The organism is Dokdonella sp. (assembly GCF_035703485.1).
GTDB lineage: Bacteria > Pseudomonadota > Gammaproteobacteria > Xanthomonadales > Rhodanobacteraceae > Dokdonella.
The window spans coordinates 1-20,017 of sequence record NZ_DASSYD010000140.1 but is presented as its reverse complement, the minus strand read 5'-3'; the positions used below and the strand labels follow the sequence as shown (position 1 = coordinate 20,017).

14 protein-coding genes are annotated in these 20,017 nt (G+C 59.8%); 5 read left to right on the top strand and 9 right to left on the bottom strand.

Annotated elements, in window-relative coordinates; genetic code table 11:
• Positions 1–43 precede the first annotated feature (43 nt).
• Positions 44–1,840: a transcription termination factor Rho gene (gene rho, locus VFN25_RS10960; RefSeq protein WP_325141802.1), complete on the top strand. Its 1,797-nt coding sequence runs from the start codon at positions 44–46 to the stop codon at positions 1,838–1,840.
• A gap of 60 nt (positions 1,841–1,900) precedes the next feature.
• Here rho and VFN25_RS10955 read toward each other — a convergent pair whose 3' ends face one another.
• The gene (locus VFN25_RS10955; RefSeq protein WP_414648938.1) at positions 1,901–2,812 is read right to left on the bottom strand and encodes a lipid A biosynthesis acyltransferase; all 912 of its coding nucleotides are present in this window, start codon (positions 2,810–2,812) and stop codon (positions 1,901–1,903) included.
• A gap of 103 nt (positions 2,813–2,915) precedes the next feature.
• Here VFN25_RS10955 and dtd point away from each other — a divergent pair, with 103 nt between their 5' ends.
• Positions 2,916–3,365 carry a D-aminoacyl-tRNA deacylase gene (dtd, locus tag VFN25_RS10950; RefSeq protein ID WP_325141798.1) on the top strand — a complete coding sequence of 150 codons (450 nt, stop codon included), beginning with the start codon at positions 2,916–2,918 and terminating at the stop codon, positions 3,363–3,365.
• 108 nt (positions 3,366–3,473) lie between these two features.
• Positions 3,474–5,357: an RNA polymerase sigma factor RpoD gene (gene rpoD, locus VFN25_RS10945; RefSeq protein ID WP_325141796.1), complete on the top strand. Its 1,884-nt coding sequence runs from the start codon at positions 3,474–3,476 to the stop codon at positions 5,355–5,357.
• 103 nt (positions 5,358–5,460) lie between these two features.
• On the opposite strand, the gene VFN25_RS10940 is transcribed toward rpoD, so the two are convergent.
• From VFN25_RS10940 to VFN25_RS10920, 5 genes are all read right to left on the bottom strand, one after another.
• Positions 5,461–6,804, bottom strand: coding sequence for a sigma-54 dependent transcriptional regulator (locus tag VFN25_RS10940; protein WP_325141795.1), 1,344 nt, complete (start codon positions 6,802–6,804; stop codon positions 5,461–5,463).
• A 167-nt stretch (positions 6,805–6,971) separates the two neighbouring features.
• Positions 6,972–8,183, bottom strand: coding sequence for an ABC transporter permease (locus VFN25_RS10935; RefSeq protein WP_325141793.1), 1,212 nt, complete (start codon positions 8,181–8,183; stop codon positions 6,972–6,974).
• A gap of 149 nt (positions 8,184–8,332) precedes the next feature.
• Complete coding sequence (locus VFN25_RS10930) at positions 8,333–9,637, bottom strand: ABC transporter permease (protein ID WP_325141791.1); 1,305 nt, start codon at positions 9,635–9,637, stop codon at positions 8,333–8,335.
• Between the two features lie 130 nt (positions 9,638–9,767).
• The gene (locus VFN25_RS10925) at positions 9,768–10,523 is read right to left on the bottom strand and encodes an ABC transporter ATP-binding protein (protein ID WP_325141789.1); all 756 of its coding nucleotides are present in this window, start codon (positions 10,521–10,523) and stop codon (positions 9,768–9,770) included.
• Between the two features lie 236 nt (positions 10,524–10,759).
• Positions 10,760–12,031: an efflux RND transporter periplasmic adaptor subunit gene (locus VFN25_RS10920; RefSeq protein WP_325141786.1), complete on the bottom strand. Its 1,272-nt coding sequence runs from the start codon at positions 12,029–12,031 to the stop codon at positions 10,760–10,762.
• A 577-nt stretch (positions 12,032–12,608) separates the two neighbouring features.
• Here VFN25_RS10920 and VFN25_RS10915 point away from each other — a divergent pair.
• Both VFN25_RS10915 and VFN25_RS10910 read left to right on the top strand, forming a co-directional pair.
• Positions 12,609–15,569, top strand: coding sequence for a serine/threonine protein kinase (locus tag VFN25_RS10915; RefSeq protein WP_325141783.1), 2,961 nt, complete (start codon positions 12,609–12,611; stop codon positions 15,567–15,569).
• Entirely contained in the window at positions 15,556–16,374 is an 819-nt protein-coding gene (locus tag VFN25_RS10910) for a hypothetical protein (RefSeq protein ID WP_325141781.1), read from the top strand. Before VFN25_RS10915 ends, VFN25_RS10910 begins: the two co-directional genes overlap by 14 nt.
• A 67-nt stretch (positions 16,375–16,441) precedes the next feature.
• Here VFN25_RS10910 and VFN25_RS10905 read toward each other — a convergent pair whose 3' ends face one another.
• The 3 genes from VFN25_RS10905 to VFN25_RS10895 all read right to left on the bottom strand — a co-directional run bounded on the left by VFN25_RS10905 (position 16,442) and on the right by VFN25_RS10895 (position 19,599).
• On the bottom strand, positions 16,442–17,743 hold the full coding sequence (locus tag VFN25_RS10905) for an OmpP1/FadL family transporter (protein ID WP_325141778.1): 1,302 nt from the start codon (positions 17,741–17,743) through the stop codon (positions 16,442–16,444).
• Between the two features lie 189 nt (positions 17,744–17,932).
• On the bottom strand, positions 17,933–18,937 hold the full coding sequence (dusA, locus tag VFN25_RS10900; protein ID WP_325141776.1) for a tRNA dihydrouridine(20/20a) synthase DusA: 1,005 nt from the start codon (positions 18,935–18,937) through the stop codon (positions 17,933–17,935).
• 182 nt (positions 18,938–19,119) lie between these two features.
• Entirely contained in the window at positions 19,120–19,599 is a 480-nt protein-coding gene (locus VFN25_RS10895; RefSeq protein WP_325141774.1) for a VOC family protein, read from the bottom strand.
• Positions 19,600–20,017 lie beyond the last annotated feature (418 nt).

Here is a 20,017-nt window from a genome sequence, read left to right as displayed (position 1 = left end):
TGAATCCCTCTTTTCCCCCTACGGCACCCAACGAGGTCCGTCCGTGTCCGATACCAAAAATCCAAACGATGGCGAAAACGTCACGCCAGCCGCTGCCCCGGAAGCTCAGAAGCGTCCGGCCCGCGCGCCGCGTGCACCGCGAAAGCCAGCTGCCGAGAAATCAGCATCTGCAGATTCGTCCAATGACTCGCCAGCACCCGCTGCCGCGAAACAGGACGCGCCTGCTGCGAAGCAGGATGCGCCTACTCCAAGGCAGGAAAAACCTGCTGCTGTCGAAGATGGCAATCGCCAGACCGACTCCGGCAATGCGCATGAAGATTCCGGCAATCAATCGCCCCAACACTCCTCTGCCGACAATGATGGCAATGGCCGCAATGAAGCCAATCAGCAGGAGGGCGGCAATTCCGGCCAGCGTCATGGCAACCCGCAAAATCGCAACCAGCAGAATCAGGGTGGGCGCGGACCACGCGGACGTCGTGATCGCAATCGCGGCGCGAACCGCCAGCAGAATCCGGCACATCGCGGCTTGCCACGCGACGACGAGGAATACGATCCGAGCAAGGACAACGGTCCGCTGATCGACCTCAACGAGCTCAAGCGCAAGAACGCCCTCGATCTGATCGCCCTGGCTGAAACGCTGGGCATCCAGGAAGGTGTCGCCCGCGCGCGCAAACAGGATGTGATTTTCAACATCCTCAAGGCGCATGCAAAGGCTGGCGGCGGCATCTATGGCGAAGGCGTCCTCGAAATCCTCCAGGATGGATTCGGCTTCTTGCGCGGCCCGGACCAGTCCTATCTGGCCGGACCTGATGACATCTACGTGTCGCCCTCGCAGACACGTCGCTTCAATTTGCGTACCGGTGACTACATCGCCGGCCGCATCCGCCCTCCCAAGGAAGGCGAGCGCTACTTCGCCCTGCTCAAGGTCGACCATATCAATGGCGAACCGCCAGAGGCGTCGAAAAACAAGGTCCTGTTCGAGAACCTGACCGCGCTGTTCCCGCGCAAATCATTCAAACTCGAACGCGGCAATGGCTCGACCGAAGACATCACCGGGCGCATTCTTGATCTGGTCGCACCGATCGGTCGCGGCCAGCGCGGCCTGATCGTCTCGCAGCCGAAGGCCGGCAAGACGATGATGTTGCAGAACGTCGCCCAGGCGATCGTGCACAACCATCCGGATGTGCATCTGATCATTCTGCTCATCGACGAACGCCCCGAGGAAGTCACCGAGATGCAGCGCGGCGTTCGCGCCGAGGTCATCAGCTCGACCTTCGACGAGCCGGCGACGCGCCATGTGCAGGTCGCCGAGATGGTCATCGAGCGAGCCAAGCGTCTGGTCGAGCACAAGAAGGATGTGGTCATCCTGCTCGATTCGATCACCCGACTTGCGCGCGCTTACAACACCGTGATCCCGTCCTCGGGCAAGGTCCTGACCGGCGGTGTCGATGCCAATGCCTTGCAGCGGCCAAAGCGCTTTTTCGGCGCCGCGCGCAATGTCGAGGAAGGCGGTTCGCTGACCATCATCGCCACCGCGCTGGTCGAGACCGGCTCGAAGATGGACGAGGTGATCTACGAGGAGTTCAAGGGCACCGGCAACATGGAGGTGCACCTGAATCGCCGCATTTCCGAGAAACGAGTCTATCCGGCCATCGACATCAACCGCTCCGGCACGCGCCGTGAGGAATTGCTGATCGAACCGGACATGCTGCAGAAGATCTGGATTCTCAGAAAACTCCTACATCCGATGGACGAACTCGCGGCGATGGAGTTCATGCTCGACAAGATGAAGAACACCAAGTCCAACGACGAGTTCTTCAGCTCGATGAAACGCGGCTGATCGTTTCGCCACCTCGAGCAACGCAAAAGCCGCCGCGAGGCGGCTTTTGTTTGTCGAAAATCAGACCGATGACTCAGGGACCGACGCATACAGACGACGTTTGGGCCCCGGTGGATTGATCGAATAGCGCTTGTAGTGCCATTGATACTGCATTGGCGCGATCCGTACGCAGGCCTCGACACCTTCGTTCAAGGCCGTGCACGCGGCACGCAGATCGGTATCAGCAATCCGCGGCGGAGCCGCCTGCACGTGAATTCGGAAACCGGCACCGCGCGGCAGACGCTCGGCAAAGGCGAACAACACGGTGGCTCCAGTACGTTCGGCCAGACGCGGCACCAGCACCATGGTCAGCGCTTCGATTCCGAAAAAGGGTGCAAATTCGCCGTCACCCTTTCGCGGTTGCTGATCCGGCAGGATGCCGACCACGCCACCGGCACTGAGTCGTCGATAGAGATTGCGCACGCCCGCACCCTCGGCACGTACCTGTTCGACCTTGGTCGCGCCACGTGCCTTGATCAGCAAAGGCTCGACGTCCGCATTGCGTGGTGGTCGATAGACGATGGCCAATGGCGTGCGCTCTGCCAGCCAGTAGCTCAACAGTTCCCAGCAGCCCAGATGAGGTGCGGCGATGATGACGCCCTTGCCACTTTCAAGCGCCTGCTCGAAGATCTCCGCCCCTCGCACTTCACGGACCAGACGCAACGCTTGCTGCGGACGGCCGGACCAGACTTTTGCCACCTCGATTGCCGACTTCCCGGTTTCGCGCAGCACTTGGCGTGCATCGAGGTGTCCTGCCAACGCGCTATCGTGCGTTTCAATCAAGGCGAGGTTGATCTCGGTGATACGCCGCTCGCGCCCCTTGAGCATCCAGGCGATCTCGCCAATGCCGCTACCGAGCGCATGCAACACGCGCAACGGCAGCAAACCGCCGAGCCACAGCAACGCATAGAGCAGGCGCATCAACCAGGTCATCATTCAACATCGGGAGGAAAGCAATGATTCTAACTGCTGCAGACAGATTGACCGACTTCCACGCCCGTCCCAATCAAGGCCGCGGCGTTTTTCGGAACCGGCAATGATTGCCCTTCTCCAGCGCGTCAGCGAAGCCAGTGTCAAGGTTGATGCGGAAACGGTCGGTCGCATTGACGCCGGCTTGCTCGTGTTTGTCGCCGTGGAACGCGGAGATGGTGAAACACAGCTACAACGCATGCTCGAACGCATCCTCGGCTACCGCGTCTTCAGCGACGACGCCGGACGCATGAATCGTTCGCTGCGCGATGTCGGTGGTGGCCTGCTGCTGGTTTCCCAGTTCACCCTCGCCGCCGATACCTCCAGCGGCATGCGCGCCGGATTCAGCGGCGCGGCCAGCCCTGAACATGGCGAGCTGATTTTCAGTCGAATGGTCGATCTGGCACGAAAAACGCATTCCCCGGTGGAAACCGGCCGATTCCGTACCCATATGAGGGTTCAACTGGTCAATGACGGTCCGGTCACCTTCCACCTGAGAGTGGCCCCGGAAACCTGATGCGGCTTTTGGCCAGACATCATGATTCCAATACTTTCAATAACTTGGGTTACCCTTGACGGGTCTCCTATACTTCCGAGTCTTTCGTTTAGGTACAGCAGAACATCCATGGCGACCGAGCATATCCAGGAGCAGAAAACCACCGACATCAAGGCGTTGATCACCAAGGGCAAGGATCAGGGTTACCTGACCTATGCCGAGGTGAACGACCATCTGCCTGATGACATCGTCGATCCGGAACAGATCGAAGACATCATCGGCATGATCAACGACATGGGCATCGAGGTGCACGAGGTTGCACCCGATACCGAGACCTTGCGCGCCCAGTCTGCCGGCTCTTCCGATGACGACACGGCCACCGAAGAAGCGGTCGCCGTGCTTTCGGCCGTGGACGCCGAAGTCGGTCGCACCACCGACCCTGTGCGCATGTACATGCGCGAGATGGGTACGGTCGATCTGCTCACCCGCGAAGGCGAAATCGTCATCGCCAAGCGCATCGAGGAAGGCCTGAACCGGGTTCAGGCTGCCCTGGCCAGCTTCCCGTGGTCGATCCAGTTGCTGGTTGAGGATTACGACCTGTTCACCGAAGGCAAGAAGCGCATGTCGGAAGTCGTCACCGGCTTCCTCGACATCGAAGTTCCGACGCCCGAGGAAATCGCCGCAGCCGCCGCCAAGGAAGCCGCCGAAAAAGCCGAGAAGGAAAAGGACAAGGACGAAGACGGCGATGGCGATGACAGTGCCGATGACGACACGGAAGACGCAACACCGGTCGATACCGGCCCCGATCCGCTCGAAGTTGCACGTCGCATGGAACTGCTGCGCACGGGTTACGCCAAATACCAGAAGCTCTCCGAGAAGCACGGACTTGGCGACAAGAGGGCGCAGAAGCATCGCGAACAGATCGCCGAAGAGTTTCTGAAGCTCAAGCTGCCGGCTGTGTTGATTGATGCGCTGGTTCGCAAACTGCGCGAAGTGGTCAGCAATATTCGTCACCACGAGCGCCGGATCATGGATGTCTGCATCAAGCAGGCAAAGATGCCGCGCAAGGAGTTCCTCAAGGTGTTCCCGTCCAACGAGACCAATCTCGATTGGGCGGAAGATCTGATGAAGAAGCGCCAGAAATGGTCCGCTGCGGTGAAGACCCACAAGGATGCACTGGTCGGCGAGCAGCACAAGCTGGTTGCCATCGAGAATACGCTTTACCTGACCGTCGCCGACATCAAGGAAATCAATCGCGCGATGTCAATCGGCGAAGCCAAGGCGCGTCGGGCGAAGAAGGAAATGGTCGAGGCCAACCTGCGCCTGGTCATCTCGATCGCAAAAAAGTACACCAACCGCGGCCTGCAGTTCCTCGATCTGATCCAGGAAGGCAACATCGGTCTGATGAAGGCGGTCGACAAGTTCGAATACCGTCGTGGCTACAAGTTCTCGACCTATGCCACCTGGTGGATCCGCCAGGCGATCACGCGTTCGATCGCCGACCAGGCACGCACGATCCGCATCCCGGTGCACATGATCGAGACGATCAACAAGCTCAACCGCATCAGTCGCCAGATGCTGCAGGAGATGGGCCGCGAGCCGACTCCGGAAGAACTCGCGATCAAGATGGAAATGCCCGAGGACAAGATCCGCAAGGTCTTGAAGATCGCCAAGGAACCGATCTCGATGGAAACCCCGATCGGCGACGACGAAGATTCCCATCTCGGCGACTTCATCGAGGATCTGTCGATCGTCTCCCCGATCGAATCCTCGACCAATATCGGCCTGATGGAAACCGTGCACGGTGTGCTCGGCGGCCTGACCCCGCGTGAGGCAAAAGTCCTGCGCATGCGCTTCGGCATCGACATGAATACCGATCACACGCTGGAAGAAGTCGGCAAGCAGTTCGACGTCACCCGCGAACGGATTCGTCAGATAGAGGCCAAGGCATTGCGCAAATTGCGTCATCCGAGCCGCTCTGAGCAACTGCGCAGTTTCCTCGATCTGGAATAGTTCGACTCCACTGCGTCGACGCAAAACGCCTGCGAACTTCGCAGGCGTTTTTGTTTCCGGACTTGCCGGAGTCAGGGGATCAGCCAGACCCGATCAAGATCGATCAGGTTTCGATACCCATCTTTTCCATGCGTCGGTACAAGGCCTGACGTGACAAGCCAAGATCCGCAGCGGCCTGGCTGATGACGCCGCGGGCGCGTTGCAATGCCGCTTCGATCATGCTTTTATCGGGTTCTTCATCAGGCGACAAGCGACGCCCCGAACCACGCGCCGGCTCCAGCGTCAGATCACGCGCAGTAATGATTCCGTCGCTGCACAACAGACTGGCGCGATCAATCGCATTCTTCAGTTCACGCACATTGCCTGGCCAGGCGTGCGCGCTCAGCGCCGAACGCGCGCCGCTGTCGAAGCTCGCCCTGCCCTGCAGGAAATGCTCGGCCAGCGGAAGAATGTCATCACTGCGCTCGGCCAGCGGCGGCACCTTCAACTCGATCACGTTGAGACGGTAGAACAGATCTTCGCGAAACTGACCCTCACGGATCAGGCTTGGCAGGTCAGAGTTGGTCGCGCTGATGACGCGCACCGACACCTTGCGTGTCTTGCTTGAACCGAGGCGTTCGAACTGACCGGTTTCGAGAATGCGCAACAATTTCATCTGCCCGGCCAATGGCAGATTGCCAATTTCATCGAGAAACAAGGTGCCGCCATCGGCCGCCTCGAAGCGGCCTTCGCGGGCGCGATTCGGTGCACCGGTATAGGCACCAGGCTCGGCACCGAACAACTCCGCCTCGATCAACTCCGAAGGCAGCGCTCCGCAGTTGACCGTAATGAACGGCCCCTTTGCCCGCGCCGAGTTGGCCAGCACAATCTCGGCAATACGCTCCTTGCCGGCACCGTTTGGACCAGTGATGAGCACGGGCACATCAGCGCGCGCGACCTGGCAGGCCAGTTCAACCACGCGCTCCATGCCGCTTGAGGAAAATACGATGCCGCGCAGATCGAAGCGTTCATCCAGCTGACGACGGCGACGGCGGCGCTCATCCCGATGACGTGACACCTCTCGTGTCGCTTCGGAAAGTTCCAGCAGGTTTTCGACCGTGGCCAGCAATTTGTTGTCATCCCAGGGCTTGCCCAGATAGTCACTCGCACCGGCCTTGACCAGCTCGACCGCCGTCTCCAGTCGCGTCCAGGCAGTCAGCAGGATGATCGGCAGATCGGAGTAGTCGCGACGAATCGCTCGATAGAGCTCCATGCCTTCTTCACCCGAAGTCGTATCGGCGCTGAAATTCATGTCCTGGACAACCAGATCGATGTTCTCGCTCGCGAGCAACTCCAGCCCTTGCGCCGGCGAAGTCGCAATCACCGTGCGAATGTCATGCAGACCGAACAACACATCGAGTGCCGTTCCAACTGCCGGATTGTCATCGATCACCAGAACGGTGCGCATGGTCTGATTCCGGGTCTTCTGTCGAGGCATGCCTGCTTGGATGCAGCCAGGCGGGAAAGGGTTACATTTTACGGGAGTGGGGAGTAGGGAGTGGGAAACAGGTTGGAAGCACACGCCTCAGGCGCTTCGTTTCGGCTTTTCCCACTCCCGACTCCCCACTCCCGCCTTCAAACACTTCGCGTCGCCACGGCCGGCGATACACGTGACGCACGCATGGCCGGGCCGAGCACGGCAAGTTGACCGAGGCTCCACAGACAGATGAAGCCGATCGGCACGTAGTACCAGGGCAGCCGCGGCGACTGATAGGCCTGCATCATCCACAAACTGAATCCATAAGCGAGCACTGCTCCGACAATCAGACCCATTGTGGTGATGATGAAATTCTCGGTCTGGAAGTAGCGCAGGATGTCGCTGCGCGATGCGCCGAGCGCACGCCGCGTGCCGATCTGTCGGGTGCGTTGGGCAACCCAGAAACTGGCCATGCCGACAATGCCGAGCGCAGTGATCGCAAGCAGCGAGACAATGACTGCGGCGAGGATGATGGCCATCGCGCGATCGCCCGCATAGGCTTCGTCTCGGGTTTCTTCCATGCTGCGTACCTTGCCGATGATGCGGCTGGTATTGGATCCGGAGAGTTTCTTTTCGACCTCTTTCATGACTTCGTCACGACGACCCGGCTCGGTCCTGACCAGATAGCGAACGGAATTTCCAAACGCCATGTAAGCCGGCGCAAACGTCGAATAGTCAATCGAGTCACTGTCCATCCACGGCTGTTGCAAACGCTCGACAATACCAACGATTCGGCTGGTTGGCGGTTCATCGCCCATATAAATTTCCTTGCCGAGCGCATCACCGTCAGGAAACAGTTTGTCTGCGAGCGCTTGGGTGACGATGATTGCCGAAGGTTGCAGGCGATCGCCAAAGACGACGTCCTGGACTTCTTCCGGCTTGAAATCACGGCCGGCGACGAGCTTCACACCAAAGGAATCGAGCGCCTTTTCATCGACGAGATAGATCGCCGTATCGGCGGTCGAGGTCTTCTGTCCGGGTTTGAGGCTAAGCCCGGTGTTCCAGCCGCCCCCACTCATCGGCACCGTGTTTGTCGGCGTTGCATTGGCAACGCCCGGCATCTGACGAAGCATGGCCAGATCTTCGCGGGCGGAGGCAAGCGCATCGAACCCCTGACCGAATCCCGTGCTGCTGAAATAGAACGTATCAGTCTCGTTCATGCCACTCGGGCGAGCCATGTGGTCGAGCCGCTGGCCAATGATAAACAGCGCATTGCACACGATCGCGAGAGTCAGCGCGACCTGCACACCGATCAGGATCATCGAGACCTTGCTGCGCATGAGAGCGGAAAATATCGGGCGGATTTCCATGTTTTACCTCGGGATTCGACATTCGAGATTCGGGATTTGAAAAAGCTGTGGCGCAGGGGAATTCGGGAAAGATTGATCGACTCCAGATCGTCGGCTTGCGAGAAACCGCGTCGCCGAATCCCAAATCCCCAATCTCAAATCCCGGCCATTCATATCTTCAACTGCGCCGCTGGCTGCACGCGGCAGGCGCGCCAGGTCGGATACAGACCTGCGAGAACCGCCGACACGACGGCCAGTGCAATGGTTACGCCGGTCATCGTCCAGTCGAGATGAGCAACAGTCCTGTACTCCGAGTACAGCGAGCGCACGGCGATCAAGCCGAGGCCGGTCAATGCCAGTCCAAGCAAACCGCCACTGAGGCCGACCACTCCGGACTCAATCAGAAACTGGCTGAAGACATCGCGACGACTGGCGCCGAGCGCTCGGCGCAATCCGATTTCCCCTGACTTGCGCGTGAACTTGGCGAGCAACAGACCAACGGTGTTGACCAGGCAAACGATAAGGAAAGCGAATGCCAGACCGGTCTGCACCTGCACGTCACTGGAGACCACTTCCTGATCCGCCATCCATTGGTTGACATCGAGCAGGCGATTGTTGAGCGGACGTGGAAAGCGTCCGAGCTTCTTCTGCTCATTCACGTAGCTATCAAGAAACGATTTGTACTCAGCCAGGCGTGCGGGTGAATCCAGCTGAACCCACATCTGCATCCAGACGCAGTCGGAATCCAGATACGCATCCCAGCCGTCGCCTGGCGCTTTCCAGCAGCTGTTGTTGCCACTCGCGCGCTTCTTGAGATCGATCGCCGTCGTGAACGGCATGAAGAATTCGTCCGGATCGGCGAAGGCACCATTGGTCAGGTCGTAGTAGCGCGAGCGCAATTTCCAGGGTTTGAGCACGCCGACGATGGTGTAGTCGATATCGTCCATCCTGACCTTGTGTCCGACACTGTCCTGCCCGCCAAACAGCTTTTCGTTCAACTCGCTACCGAGAACGACGACGCGTTCGTGGCTCTTGTCCTGATCGTGATTCCATGGGCCGCCATACTTGAATGGCGGCTCGAACATGCCGAAAAAATCCGTGTAGGTAACACGTCCGAGTGAACGAAACGGTTTCAGCTCCTTGTTCTCGGGCTGAATCGGCATGGCCAGCTTGTACATTGCCGCCTGCTTGTCAGCCTTGCCGGCCTCCATCAGGGCGACAGCGTCGCGATAAGTGACTTGATCGGGTGGGCGACCATTTTCATAGAAGCTTTCATCCGCACTCCAGCTGTCGAGCTGAACATAGTGCAGCGTGTCGCTTTTCCACGGAATCGGGTCACTGCCCAGCAGATGCATGACCGTCAGCGTGGTCATGCTCGCGGCAATTCCAAGTCCGATGCCGACGACCATCAAGGCGGTCAGCACGGGGTTGCGCCGCAAGCTGCGCAGTCCGAGTTGGAGATAGTAGGAGAACATGGCGGTGTGTCCGGAGATTGGAAGTTATGAGGCTTTGCTTTCGTTTGTCGCTTGACGTTTTGTTGGAGCGGGAGTGGGGAGTCGGGAGTAGGAAGGCGCAAAACGTTGCTTTCTCGCTCACAACACACCGCTACCCGCTGACGCTCGCTTCCAACCCACTCCCTACCCCCTTCTCCCCGCTCCCGTCGCCACCGGCGACATTGCGCAACCGCGGCTCGTCGTCAAAATCCGTCACCTGACCATCGATGACATGCACGTTTCGATGAGCGCGGGCGGCGAGTTCGGGATCGTGGGTCACCATGACGATCGTCGTGCCCTGGCGATTGACCTCTTCGAGCAACTCCATGACGCCACGCGCCATCAATGAATCGAGGTTGCCGGTTGGTTCATCGGCCATCAGCAAGCGCGGCGATCCGGCCAGCGCGCGGGCAATTGCGACGCGTTGCTGCTGACCGCCCGACAGCTCGGAGGGATAGTGCTTCATGCGTGAAGAGAGTCCCACGCGACCCAGCGAATCCTCGATCCGCTTCCTGCGATCGGCGGCGGAAAACCCGCGATAGCGAAGGGGCACATCGACGTTGTCGAAAAGATTGAGATCCGGAATCAGATTGAAACTCTGGAAAATGAAACCGATCTTCTCGTTGCGCAACTTCGAGCGCGCGCTGTCATTCAAACCGCGCACATCAACTCCATCCAGGCAGTACTCCCCGCTGGTGAACTCCTCCAGCAAGCCGGCGATATTGAGAAACGTCGTCTTGCCCGAACCGGAAGGCCCGGTCACCGCGACAAACTCGCCCTCGCGAACATGGATCGAGAAGTCCCGCAGCGCATGCGTTTCGATCAGGTGGGTCCGGTAGACCATTTGCAGGTGAGTCATTTTTAACATCGGCTTTGCCTTTGGTGGGTAGTGGGGAGTGGGAAGCAGGAAATGGGAAGAGCGGGCCTTTGGATTTAATGTTTCTTCGAGGCTGGAAAATGGGTTCCAGGGACACATACATCGACGTTGGAAAGCTGCTTGAAACCTACTCCCCATTGACGCGCCGCATCCTGCGGCTTGCCCTGCGGGCCAGCTTCGCTGTTCGTTCCGACATCCTGTCTCCACAGTCCTACTCGCTACTCCCATCAATTAAGCGCCACTCGTTGCGCACCATTGAACTGATCGGTGCCCGAGATGACGATACGGTCGCCCTGCTTGACGCCGGAGACGATTTCCACGGAATTGAGACTGGTTGCGCCGACCACGATCGGGGTGCGTTCGGCGACACCGTCGCGCACGACATAGGCGACGCGACCGGCGCCGCTGTCGACGAACGGGCCGCGCTCGACCATCAGCACATTCGGATGTTCGTCCATCAGGATGCGCGTGGTCAGGCGCTGATTCTGGCGCAGGCCGGCCGGCTTGTTGTCGCCGAAGCGGATGCGGCCACTGACTTGCCCGTCGATGACCTGCGGCGATACCGCGCTGATTGTTCCGGGATAGGTACCGGCGTTGTCGCGAATTTCGGCGGCCATGCCGATGCTCAGATCATGCGCAAAGACTTCCGGCACCTTGACCTCGATCTCGAGTGCACTGAGATCGACAACGGTCAGGATCGGTGCATTTGCGGCCACGTTTGCACGTTGCTGCACGATCAGTTGTCCGACCTGGCCATCGACCGGTGAACGCACCTTCAATTCTTCGACCTGGCGCTGCAAGTCTTCGGCGAGCAGGCGCTGACGATCCAGCGCCAGGCGCTTGCTCTTTAGCTCAAAGGCGAGGCTTTCGATATCAAGCTTCATGCCCGCTTCGGCGTTGCTCACGGTGATGTCGGCCTTGGCCAGGGCATCCTTGGTGCGCAACAAATCCATTTCCGACATGGCACCGGCGTCGTAGGCGCGCTGGGTGCGTTCGACTTCCCGCTTGGCCGTCTGCCGATCGATCATGGCCTGGTCGAGGATTTTCTTCGCTTCCAGTTGCTGCTTGCGATGATCAAGACTGGCGCGCTGCACATCAATTTCCAGACTTTCGCGCGTGGCCTGCTCCTGCTGCAGGCGATTGCTCAGTTCGGGGCTGACCACTTCGGCCAGAACCTGATCCTTGACCACCTTGTCGCCGGCATTGACCTTCAGGGTCACGGTTCCGGCGCTGGCCGCATACAAGGTGGGGCTGACTGCGGCGACGACGCTGCCCTGCACCGAAACATCGCGGGTCAGCGTGCCGCGCTTGACCTCGGCAATGCGCAGGCGGCTCATGCTCGCCGAGCTATCCGACGAGAACAGACGCGCGGCGGTCGGCACGATCAAAACCAGCACAACGACCAGAACCGCGCTGCCAATGGCCCACTTGATCCAGCGCCTGGCCTGGCCTGGCTCATGCTTGAGCTGCCGATCCTGCGCCGAGGTGTCACGAATCATTCAATTCTCCGGGGCGGGCTCGAAGCGGCCTCCCTGAGCCCTATTCAGCAATCCCCGTGCCAACGGCTAGGTCATTGATATATCGCATGTTTTTGGAGCCGACCTAAAAGGCGGACAGTGTCCACCGCGAGACAGCGGACAAGGCCGGACAGTGGGCCGGGGCCCGGTCAATCGCGCCTCCCTGCATCCGCAGACAGCCAGGCGACGTAGCTTGGGCAGTGCTGATCAAGCGCACACGCGTCATGGAAATCGGGCGAGCTGACGGGCCTGCCGCGATCCGCACGCAGACAAGTTTCGTGACGAATGCATCACTTGATCGATGATGGCAATGGCAACGTGGTTGAATTCTCCGTCCGCAGCCGGTAAACGCGCGCGGCTTTGTTATGATCGGTCGGTACGAACGGCCTGTCGCAGCTTGCCGGTTGAGTCGGGAAATCTGCCGGGCGAGGACAGGCAACGACGATCGGCAGGCCCATCGAGGTGTCATGGGTCAAAAGGCGGCGAGAATATTCACCGCACAGACGGATTCGCAGACCGGCCGAGCTAGGACCGACCGGCTGCCAATGCAGGGGATAGGATGGACCGCTTCCAGGACATTCCTGGCTACGAGATGATCAGCGAGCTGGGCGAGGGCGGCATGGCGACCGTCTTTCTCGCCATTCAGCACTCGCTGGATCGCAAGGTCGCGATCAAGGTCATGCGTCGCGAGTTGCGCGGAGGCAACGGACCGATGCCGGAGTTCGAGCGTCGCTTCCTGCTCGAAGGCCGAACCATGGCCAAGCTGCCCCACCGCAATATCGTCGCCGTCTATGACATCGTCACTCGTGAAGATATTGCCTATATCTCGATGGAGTTGCTCGAAGGCGGCACCCTCGCCGAACGCATGCTCGGCGGACTTTCGCTGGGTGAAGCAATCGGCGTCGTCGTGCAACTCGCGAACGGCCTTGAATACGCACACAAGAACGGCGTCATCCATCGCGACCTGAAGCCGTCGAACGTCATGTTCCGCGATCCGACGACGCCGGTTCTGACCGATTTCGGTATTGCCAAACAATCCGATGTGCTGGCTTCACGCATCACCCAGACCGGAATGGTCCTCGGCACACCCACCTACATGAGCCCCGAGCAGGCCAGCGGACGGGAAATAGATGGGCGTGCCGATCAATACGCCCTCGGCGTCCTGTTCTACGAGATGCTGACTGGCTCGCCACCGTTCACCGGCGAAAACCCGATGGCCGTGTTGATGGGCCACGCGCTGCAGCCACCGCCGCCCTTGCCCGATGATTTGCAACCCTTGCAGCCGATCTTCGATCGCATGCTGGCCAAGGAACCAAACGACCGTTTCGCCAACCTGCAGGAATTCGTCAAGGCACTTCGCGGCCTCGTCGTCGGCAACGATGCCCTGGTCAAGCAGCTTGGCGCGATCACTGCTGCGAGCACATCGGAGCGTCTGCGCGCACTCGGTTTCTCCGGCGAATACACCGGTGGCGACAGCGGCTTCGCACTGGATCTGTTGCGCATGCCGCAAACCGATCCGTCGATCCCGCAGCACAACACCTCTTCGATGTTCATCCAGGTCATGCAGCGGCCACGCTTGCTGGCCATCGTCGCCGCAACGCTTGGCGCGATCGTTCTCGGCCTCGTGCTATGGGCTGCACTGGCACCGCGAACGTTGAGTCAGGATGATCAGTATCTCGTTCGCACGCTGTTGCGCGAGGCCGACCGCATGGTCGCCAGCGGCAATCTGCTCGCCCCTCCCGGGGCCAACGCGTTTGAGGATTTGCAGAAAGTCCTGCAGAAGGACCCGGGCAACGAACAAGGCCTGGAGTTGATGGCCCGAATCGCCGACCTGCTCCGCGCCGATGCCGAGAAGTCGCTGGCATCGGGTGACTTTGATGCGGCCAGCGAAAAAGCCAATCAAGCCATGCTCGTTGTACCCGACGACACGGAAGTGCAGGCCTTGATCAAGCGCATTGCTGCCGAAAAGGAACAACGTCTTGTCGCCGCACAGGTCGACGACTTGCTTAAAAAAGCGGACGCTGCGGAGAAACGCAATCAGCGCACCGGCCCGGACGGAGCCTACGATTTGCTGCGCATGGCACTGAGCCTGGCACCGCTGAACAAGCAGGTGCAAAGTCAGCTCAAGACCATCACCGACGCGGAATTCGCCCGCGTGCGCGAGCTATTGCAATCCGGCAAGATCGAGGCAGCGGAACAGGCACTCGGCGGATTGCAAGCCGAGTTCGGCTCGGACCCCGCATTCGCGAAACTCACACAAGAAGTCACCCAGGCCGGGCAAGCCAGGGCCAGAGAGTTGCGAATCGAAAAGCTGCTCAGCAGTGCCGGCACCGCGCTGGCCGCGAATCAGATCAGTGAACCGGCGGGCGACAATGCCTTTGAATGGTTCGAGCAGGCAAGGCAAGTCGATCCGGAAAATGCATCCGTCAGCAGCTTCAAGGAAAAGCTGGCGACCCGGATTCTTGCGGACGCCAAGGCGGCACAATCACGGGGTGACATCGAGGCCGCGCTCGATCGCGCCGAACTTGCCTTGCGCGTCGATCCCGAGTTGAGCGCTGCGGCCGAGATTCGCGATCGTGCCCAGCAGAGCCTCGGATCACAACGGGCAGCGATCGCCTCGCAACTGAATCTGGCCCGCTCGGCGATCGCCTCGGGGCGTTTGCTACCGCCGGACAAGGACAATGCGCGAGACGTGCTCGATGCGTTGCTCAAGAGCGATCCGTCCAATGCCGATGCCCTCAAGCTCCGCGAAGCATTGCCGCGCGTGATCGCCGATGCCTTGCGCGGTGCCGGTGAGCGCGGTGAACTGGATGTTGCCCTGCCGCTGGCTACCGCGGCAGCGGCGGCCTATCCGGATGACGCCCGAATCAGCGAACAGATCGCGACCGTGCGCAAACTTGATACCGAGCGCCAGGCGGATGCCAATCGACTCGCCAGCGAGAAGCGCTTGGCCGAACTCCTGCAGCAACGCCCGCTGGTCGGCAAGGATGCCAAGGCGGCTGTCGAGGCGATTCTTGGCCTGCGCGCCGCGGGATCCGATCAGGTAGGCCGCTACGAAAAACAATTGGCCGACATTCTTGCCAATGACATGCGCAATGCATCGAATCTGGATAGCGGCAATGCCAGCCTGGATGCGATCCGCATGGCTGCCGCCGCACTGAACAACAAGTCCCTCAGCGGCATCGAGTCCTCCGCGCAAACGCGGCTCGACATCCTCAAGAAGCAGCGCGAAACCGAGCTTGCCGCGCAGACCGGCTCGCTGGTCATCAACGCCTTGCCCTGGGGCACCGTCGATCAAGTACTCGATGCATCGCGCAAGCCGGTCACGCTGCCTGCGGACCGCACCACTCCATTGATCCTGACCCTGCCTGCAGGCAGCTATTACGTCACCCTGAGTCATCCGAATTCAGCCAAGACGGTCTCGGCATTTGCTCGCGTCGTGGCCGGCAAGACGGGTCAGACCAGCGGCAGCTTCCCGACCCTGAGCGCCGAGGAGTACCTGAAAAATGCGGCGCTATGAGGTGCGCCACTTGCTAGTCCTGCTCGCCTTCGTGGCGATGCCTGCGCTGGCCGGCTGGAAGCAGGATTACGCGCGCGGACTCGAGGCAGCAAAAGATGGCCGTTGGGATGATGTCCAGCGTTACATGGAGTCCGCTCTCGCTGACAATGCAAAGCCGGCCAAGCGCGTGCGCCTGTATGGGCAACGCTTCGAAGCCTACGCGCCCCAACACTACGCCGGATTGGCCGCTCTGCGCCTTGGCGATTGCGACAAGGCCCTGGCTTTCTGGTCACAAGCCGCCAACAAGGTGGTTGCGAACTCCAATTCGGAACTGGCCGAAGCGGAAACCCAGGGCCGCGCCGAATGCAGCAATCGCCTGGTTCGTCAGGGCAAGACCACACCAACAGAAGCTCCGGCGACAGCAAGGCAGACGCCAACGCCTGCGCCCGCGCCGGAACGCGCGCCTCCGCCACCTCGCGCTGTCGTCAAGGCGCCGCCACCGGCACCGCCGCCAACCGTCGATTCGCGCGGGTCTTCGTCGATTTCGACGCAAATCCTGCGTCCACTGGTCGATGCCTATCTGAGTGGACGCTACAACGATGTGATCAAGCTCAGCAATCAGGTGCCGCCAACCCCAAGCCTACGCTGGCAAATGTTGACCCTGCGCGCCGCCGCCGCGTACAACCTGAGCCAATTGGAACAATCCGACAATGCCGCCGGCATCGCGCGCAAGGCAGCCGATCAAGCGCGCAGCACTGATCCGTCGCGCAAGCCCGACACGAAGTATTTTTCACCGAAATTTATCCGCTTCTTCAACGGGCGCTAGAGCCCACTGACCGGCTTCCGCCGCAAGTCGGATCTTCCCGGTTGCCGGGAAGATCCCTGGAACTTGATCAGAAGCGGAATACGCCCGATACCGAATAGGTATCGCTGGTGTCCGAAAAGTCGGCACCGAGATCGATCTGGAACTGGCTGAAAGCCACGCCTGCACCGATGGCATAGTGGGTCTGGCTGCTGGAGCGTCCCGCCGAGAACGTTGCCGCATCGACAGCTGGCAGTTGTGTTGCCGGATCGAAATTCGGCACAGTGCCCCGATAGACAAGCTCATGCGCGGGATCGCGCCACACGCCCGCGCGAATGCTGAATGGGTGAGTCGTCGCAAACGTGTATTCCGCGCCGAGGCGGACTTCGGTGCCATCGCTCAGCTTCAACGGCGCCAACTCGGTGACCGGATCGGAACCGTAGACCGACTCCAGATCGTCCGTCACTTGCGAATAATAGACGCGATTGACATCAAGGTTGATGACCCAGGAATCGCTTGGCCGAATGCTGATACCGACGCCAAGCACATCAGGCACATTCAGGTCAGTATTCAGTGTTACGCCCTCATTCGGATCATTTCGCGATGAGCGGACTGCGTCATAATCGAGCGACGGCGCATGTCGGTAGGAGAGACCACCGCTAAGCCAATCGGTGAAAACCATCCGCGCGCCGAGAGTGAATCCGAATGAGCCATCACCATTCAGATCCGCTTCGCGTCCGAACGCCGACGTCAGATCATTGGGATTCAGACGATCGGTTGTCGTACTGATATCCAGCAGATAATAGTTCAGGCCAAAACCCAGCGAAATGCGGTCATTGACCTTGAATCCGAAAGCCGCACCGTAGGCATCGACCTCCAAATTCGTGTTGGCCTGATACGGAAACACAACACCGCCCGCTCCGCTGCCGTCGCCAGTGGTGTACAGCGCTCCGGCACTGAAGAACTTGGAGTCGTAGTTGACCAGTTCGAAACGATAAATCGCGAACGAAAGGCGCTCACCCGGATAAACGAACGAAAACGACGGCAACGAGTTGGTGCGGTCATCCTGTGAGGAATAGTTCAGGCCTGAGGAATCGAACCCGTTGTACTGGACCGTGCCTCCATCCATCCAGCGTGTATTCGTGCTGACCGAGCGAAACTCCGCCGACACCTCTGGACTGACCAACTGGGTCAATCCAGCCGGATTGGTGTACGCCGCCGAGGCGTCGTCGGCTAGTCCGAGAAATGCCCCACCCATACCCAGCGCTCGAGCGCCTGGATTGGAAAAACTGAATGGAATACTCGCATTCGCCTCATTGTCAGTAATCGCAAAAGCACTGCCGGTCATGCCAGCCAGTCCGATTGCCACAGCAGTTGCCAGTAACTTTTTCATTCCCGCACTCCCCAGTTGAACGAATGAGATCCGTCGGTGGAACAAGTGGATGTGAAGATAACACGAGCTTAACGGCCCGGCATCACTTTGCGGCGCCAGACTGCTGCACCGCAGCAAACGATTCGAAAGGGACTCGAACAGTCGGGCGTATTGCGTAAAACGGTGGCGAACTGGCTCACGCCAATGCATTCAAGCTGCCCGAGCGCGCATCTGGCTAAGGCATTTTTCCAACGCCTGATCAAGCACGGACACATCAGCGTCAACGCGATGCGCATTTTCACTCAGATGACGCCGCCAGCCGCGCGCGCCGGGCAAGCCCTGGAACAAACCAAGCAAATGCCGACTGATGTGCTGCAGCTTGCCGCCATCGGCGAGATGCCTTTCGATGTAGGGACGCATCTGCTCGATCACGGATTCACGCGACGGCAAGGGCGTGCCAAAGAGAGCGAGTTCCAGTTCGGCCAGCCGATACGGCTCGTGGTACGCGGTGCGCCCGAGCATCGCGCCATCGGTGTGCTGGAGGTGCGTTTCGACTTCGGCGAGCTGACCGATGCCGCCATTGATGATGATCGTCAGAGCCGGGAAATCACGCTTGAGCTGATAGACGCGCTGGTAGTTGAGCGGCGGCACGTCGCGATTCTCCTTCGGCGACAGACCCTTCAACCAGGCCTTGCGCGCATGCACGACAAACACCGTGCAGCCCTTGGCCGCAACCGTTTGGATAAAGTGTTCGAGATCGGCAAGCTCATCCTGCTCATCGACACCGAGCCGGCATTTGATCGTCACCGGGATCGACACTGCATCGCGCATCGCGGTAAAGCAATCGGCGACCAGCGCCGGCTCGCGCATCAGGCACGCACCGAAACGCCCCGACTGCACACGATCCGACGGGCAGCCGACATTGAGGTTGATCTCGTCATAGCCGAATTGCTCGCCGATGCGAGCCGCCTCGGCCAGTTCCGCCGGATCGGACCCACCGAGTTGCAAGGCCAGCGGATGTTCCGACGGATCAAACCCGAGCAAGCGCTCGCGATCCCCATGGATCAGCGCCGGCGAGGTCACCATCTCGGTGTACAGGCGCGCGTTCGGCGACAGCAATCGATGGAAGTAGCGGCAATGCCGATCGGTCCAGTCCATCATCGGCGCAACGGAAAGCAGCCACGGGTTGGCAGCGGGAGTACGAGGTTCAGTCATCCGGCTATTTTAGCCGGGATGATGGGTCAGCATGAGTGAACAACTCGAAAGCGAATCGGATTCACCTATCAGCCAGCGAAACCTCGGTTCCGAACCTCAACTCGGGCTGCGCGATTCAGGCATCTGGCATCCGCGGACTGACCCGGCCCGGATTTCGCCAGGATGAATCCGAATCGGCGGCATCAGCCGCGCCGCGCCGCTTCAATCGCGGCAATATCGATCTTTACCATTCCCATCATCGCGTCGAACGCCCGCTTGGCCGCCGCTCGGTCTGGATCGGTGATCGCAGCGCTCAAGGCGCGCGGCGTGATCTGCCAAGACAGCCCCCACTTATCCTTGCACCAGCCGCAAGCAATCTCCTCACCGCCATTTCCGACGATCGCGCTCCACAAGCGATCCGTTTCCGCTTGATCGTCGGTCGCAACCTGAAACGAAAATGCCTGGTTGTGCTTCACCTCTGGCCCCCCATTCAATCCGAGACAAGGGATGCCAAGCACGCTGAACTCGACGGTCAAGACATCGCCCTGCTTGCCGGCGGGATAGTCACCCGGCGCGCGGTGGACAGCCATCACCGCGCTATCCGGAAATGTCGCAGCGTAAAACGTCGCCGCATCCAACGCGGTGCCGTCATACCAGAGACACACTGTGTTCTTGCTGATCATGTCGCTACTCTCCTGATTGAATGGATCCTCGCATTCAAGCCACACAGACAGCCAGATTAGAACAACAGGAGACACGCCACGCGATAGAACCGGGCGAAATTCTGCACGGCTCGCTGCCCGGGCCAATTCGCCCCGGCAAACAGCGCGGAAATAGACAGCTGAAATAGATGACACAATTCGATGAAATGATTGATTCCCTTGAAGTATTTCCTGCAGAGTTTGCGCATTAGCCTATGTTAGACTGCAGGACTAGATCCCATTGCGGGGTCGAATTGGTGTTGTGCCCCATGCAAAGCGCCTCGCAACCATTAGAAAAAGCTCTGGAGGCGTTCGCAGCCATTCCGAATCTCCAGGCAGCTTTTATTGTTCTATTTGTCGTCTTTTCCGTGGTTGCGGGCAATGCTGTTGTTGCGCTGCA

What these genes read in the sequence shown, in the direction of transcription:
- VFN25_RS10910 (WP_325141781.1), top strand. Translation starts at nt 15,556, where the DNA reads ATGCGGCGCTATGAGGTGCGCCACTTGCTAGTCCTGCTCGCCTTCGTG.
- VFN25_RS10955 (WP_414648938.1), bottom strand. Translation starts at nt 2,812, where the DNA reads ATGACCTGGTTGATGCGCCTGCTCTATGCGTTGCTGTGGCTCGGCGGT.
- VFN25_RS10920 (WP_325141786.1), bottom strand. Translation starts at nt 12,031, where the DNA reads ATGATTCGTGACACCTCGGCGCAGGATCGGCAGCTCAAGCATGAGCCA.
- VFN25_RS10905 (WP_325141778.1), bottom strand. Translation starts at nt 17,743, where the DNA reads ATGAAAAAGTTACTGGCAACTGCTGTGGCAATCGGACTGGCTGGCATG.
- VFN25_RS10940 (WP_325141795.1), bottom strand. Translation starts at nt 6,804, where the DNA reads ATGCGCACCGTTCTGGTGATCGATGACAATCCGGCAGTTGGAACGGCA.
- dtd (WP_325141798.1), top strand. Translation starts at nt 2,916, where the DNA reads ATGATTGCCCTTCTCCAGCGCGTCAGCGAAGCCAGTGTCAAGGTTGAT.
- VFN25_RS10935 (WP_325141793.1), bottom strand. Translation starts at nt 8,183, where the DNA reads ATGGAAATCCGCCCGATATTTTCCGCTCTCATGCGCAGCAAGGTCTCG.
- dusA (WP_325141776.1), bottom strand. Translation starts at nt 18,937, where the DNA reads ATGACTGAACCTCGTACTCCCGCTGCCAACCCGTGGCTGCTTTCCGTT.
- VFN25_RS10930 (WP_325141791.1), bottom strand. Translation starts at nt 9,637, where the DNA reads ATGTTCTCCTACTATCTCCAACTCGGACTGCGCAGCTTGCGGCGCAAC.
- rpoD (WP_325141796.1), top strand. Translation starts at nt 3,474, where the DNA reads ATGGCGACCGAGCATATCCAGGAGCAGAAAACCACCGACATCAAGGCG.
- VFN25_RS10895 (WP_325141774.1), bottom strand. Translation starts at nt 19,599, where the DNA reads ATGATCAGCAAGAACACAGTGTGTCTCTGGTATGACGGCACCGCGTTG.
- VFN25_RS10915 (WP_325141783.1), top strand. Translation starts at nt 12,609, where the DNA reads ATGGACCGCTTCCAGGACATTCCTGGCTACGAGATGATCAGCGAGCTG.
- VFN25_RS10925 (WP_325141789.1), bottom strand. Translation starts at nt 10,523, where the DNA reads ATGTTAAAAATGACTCACCTGCAAATGGTCTACCGGACCCACCTGATC.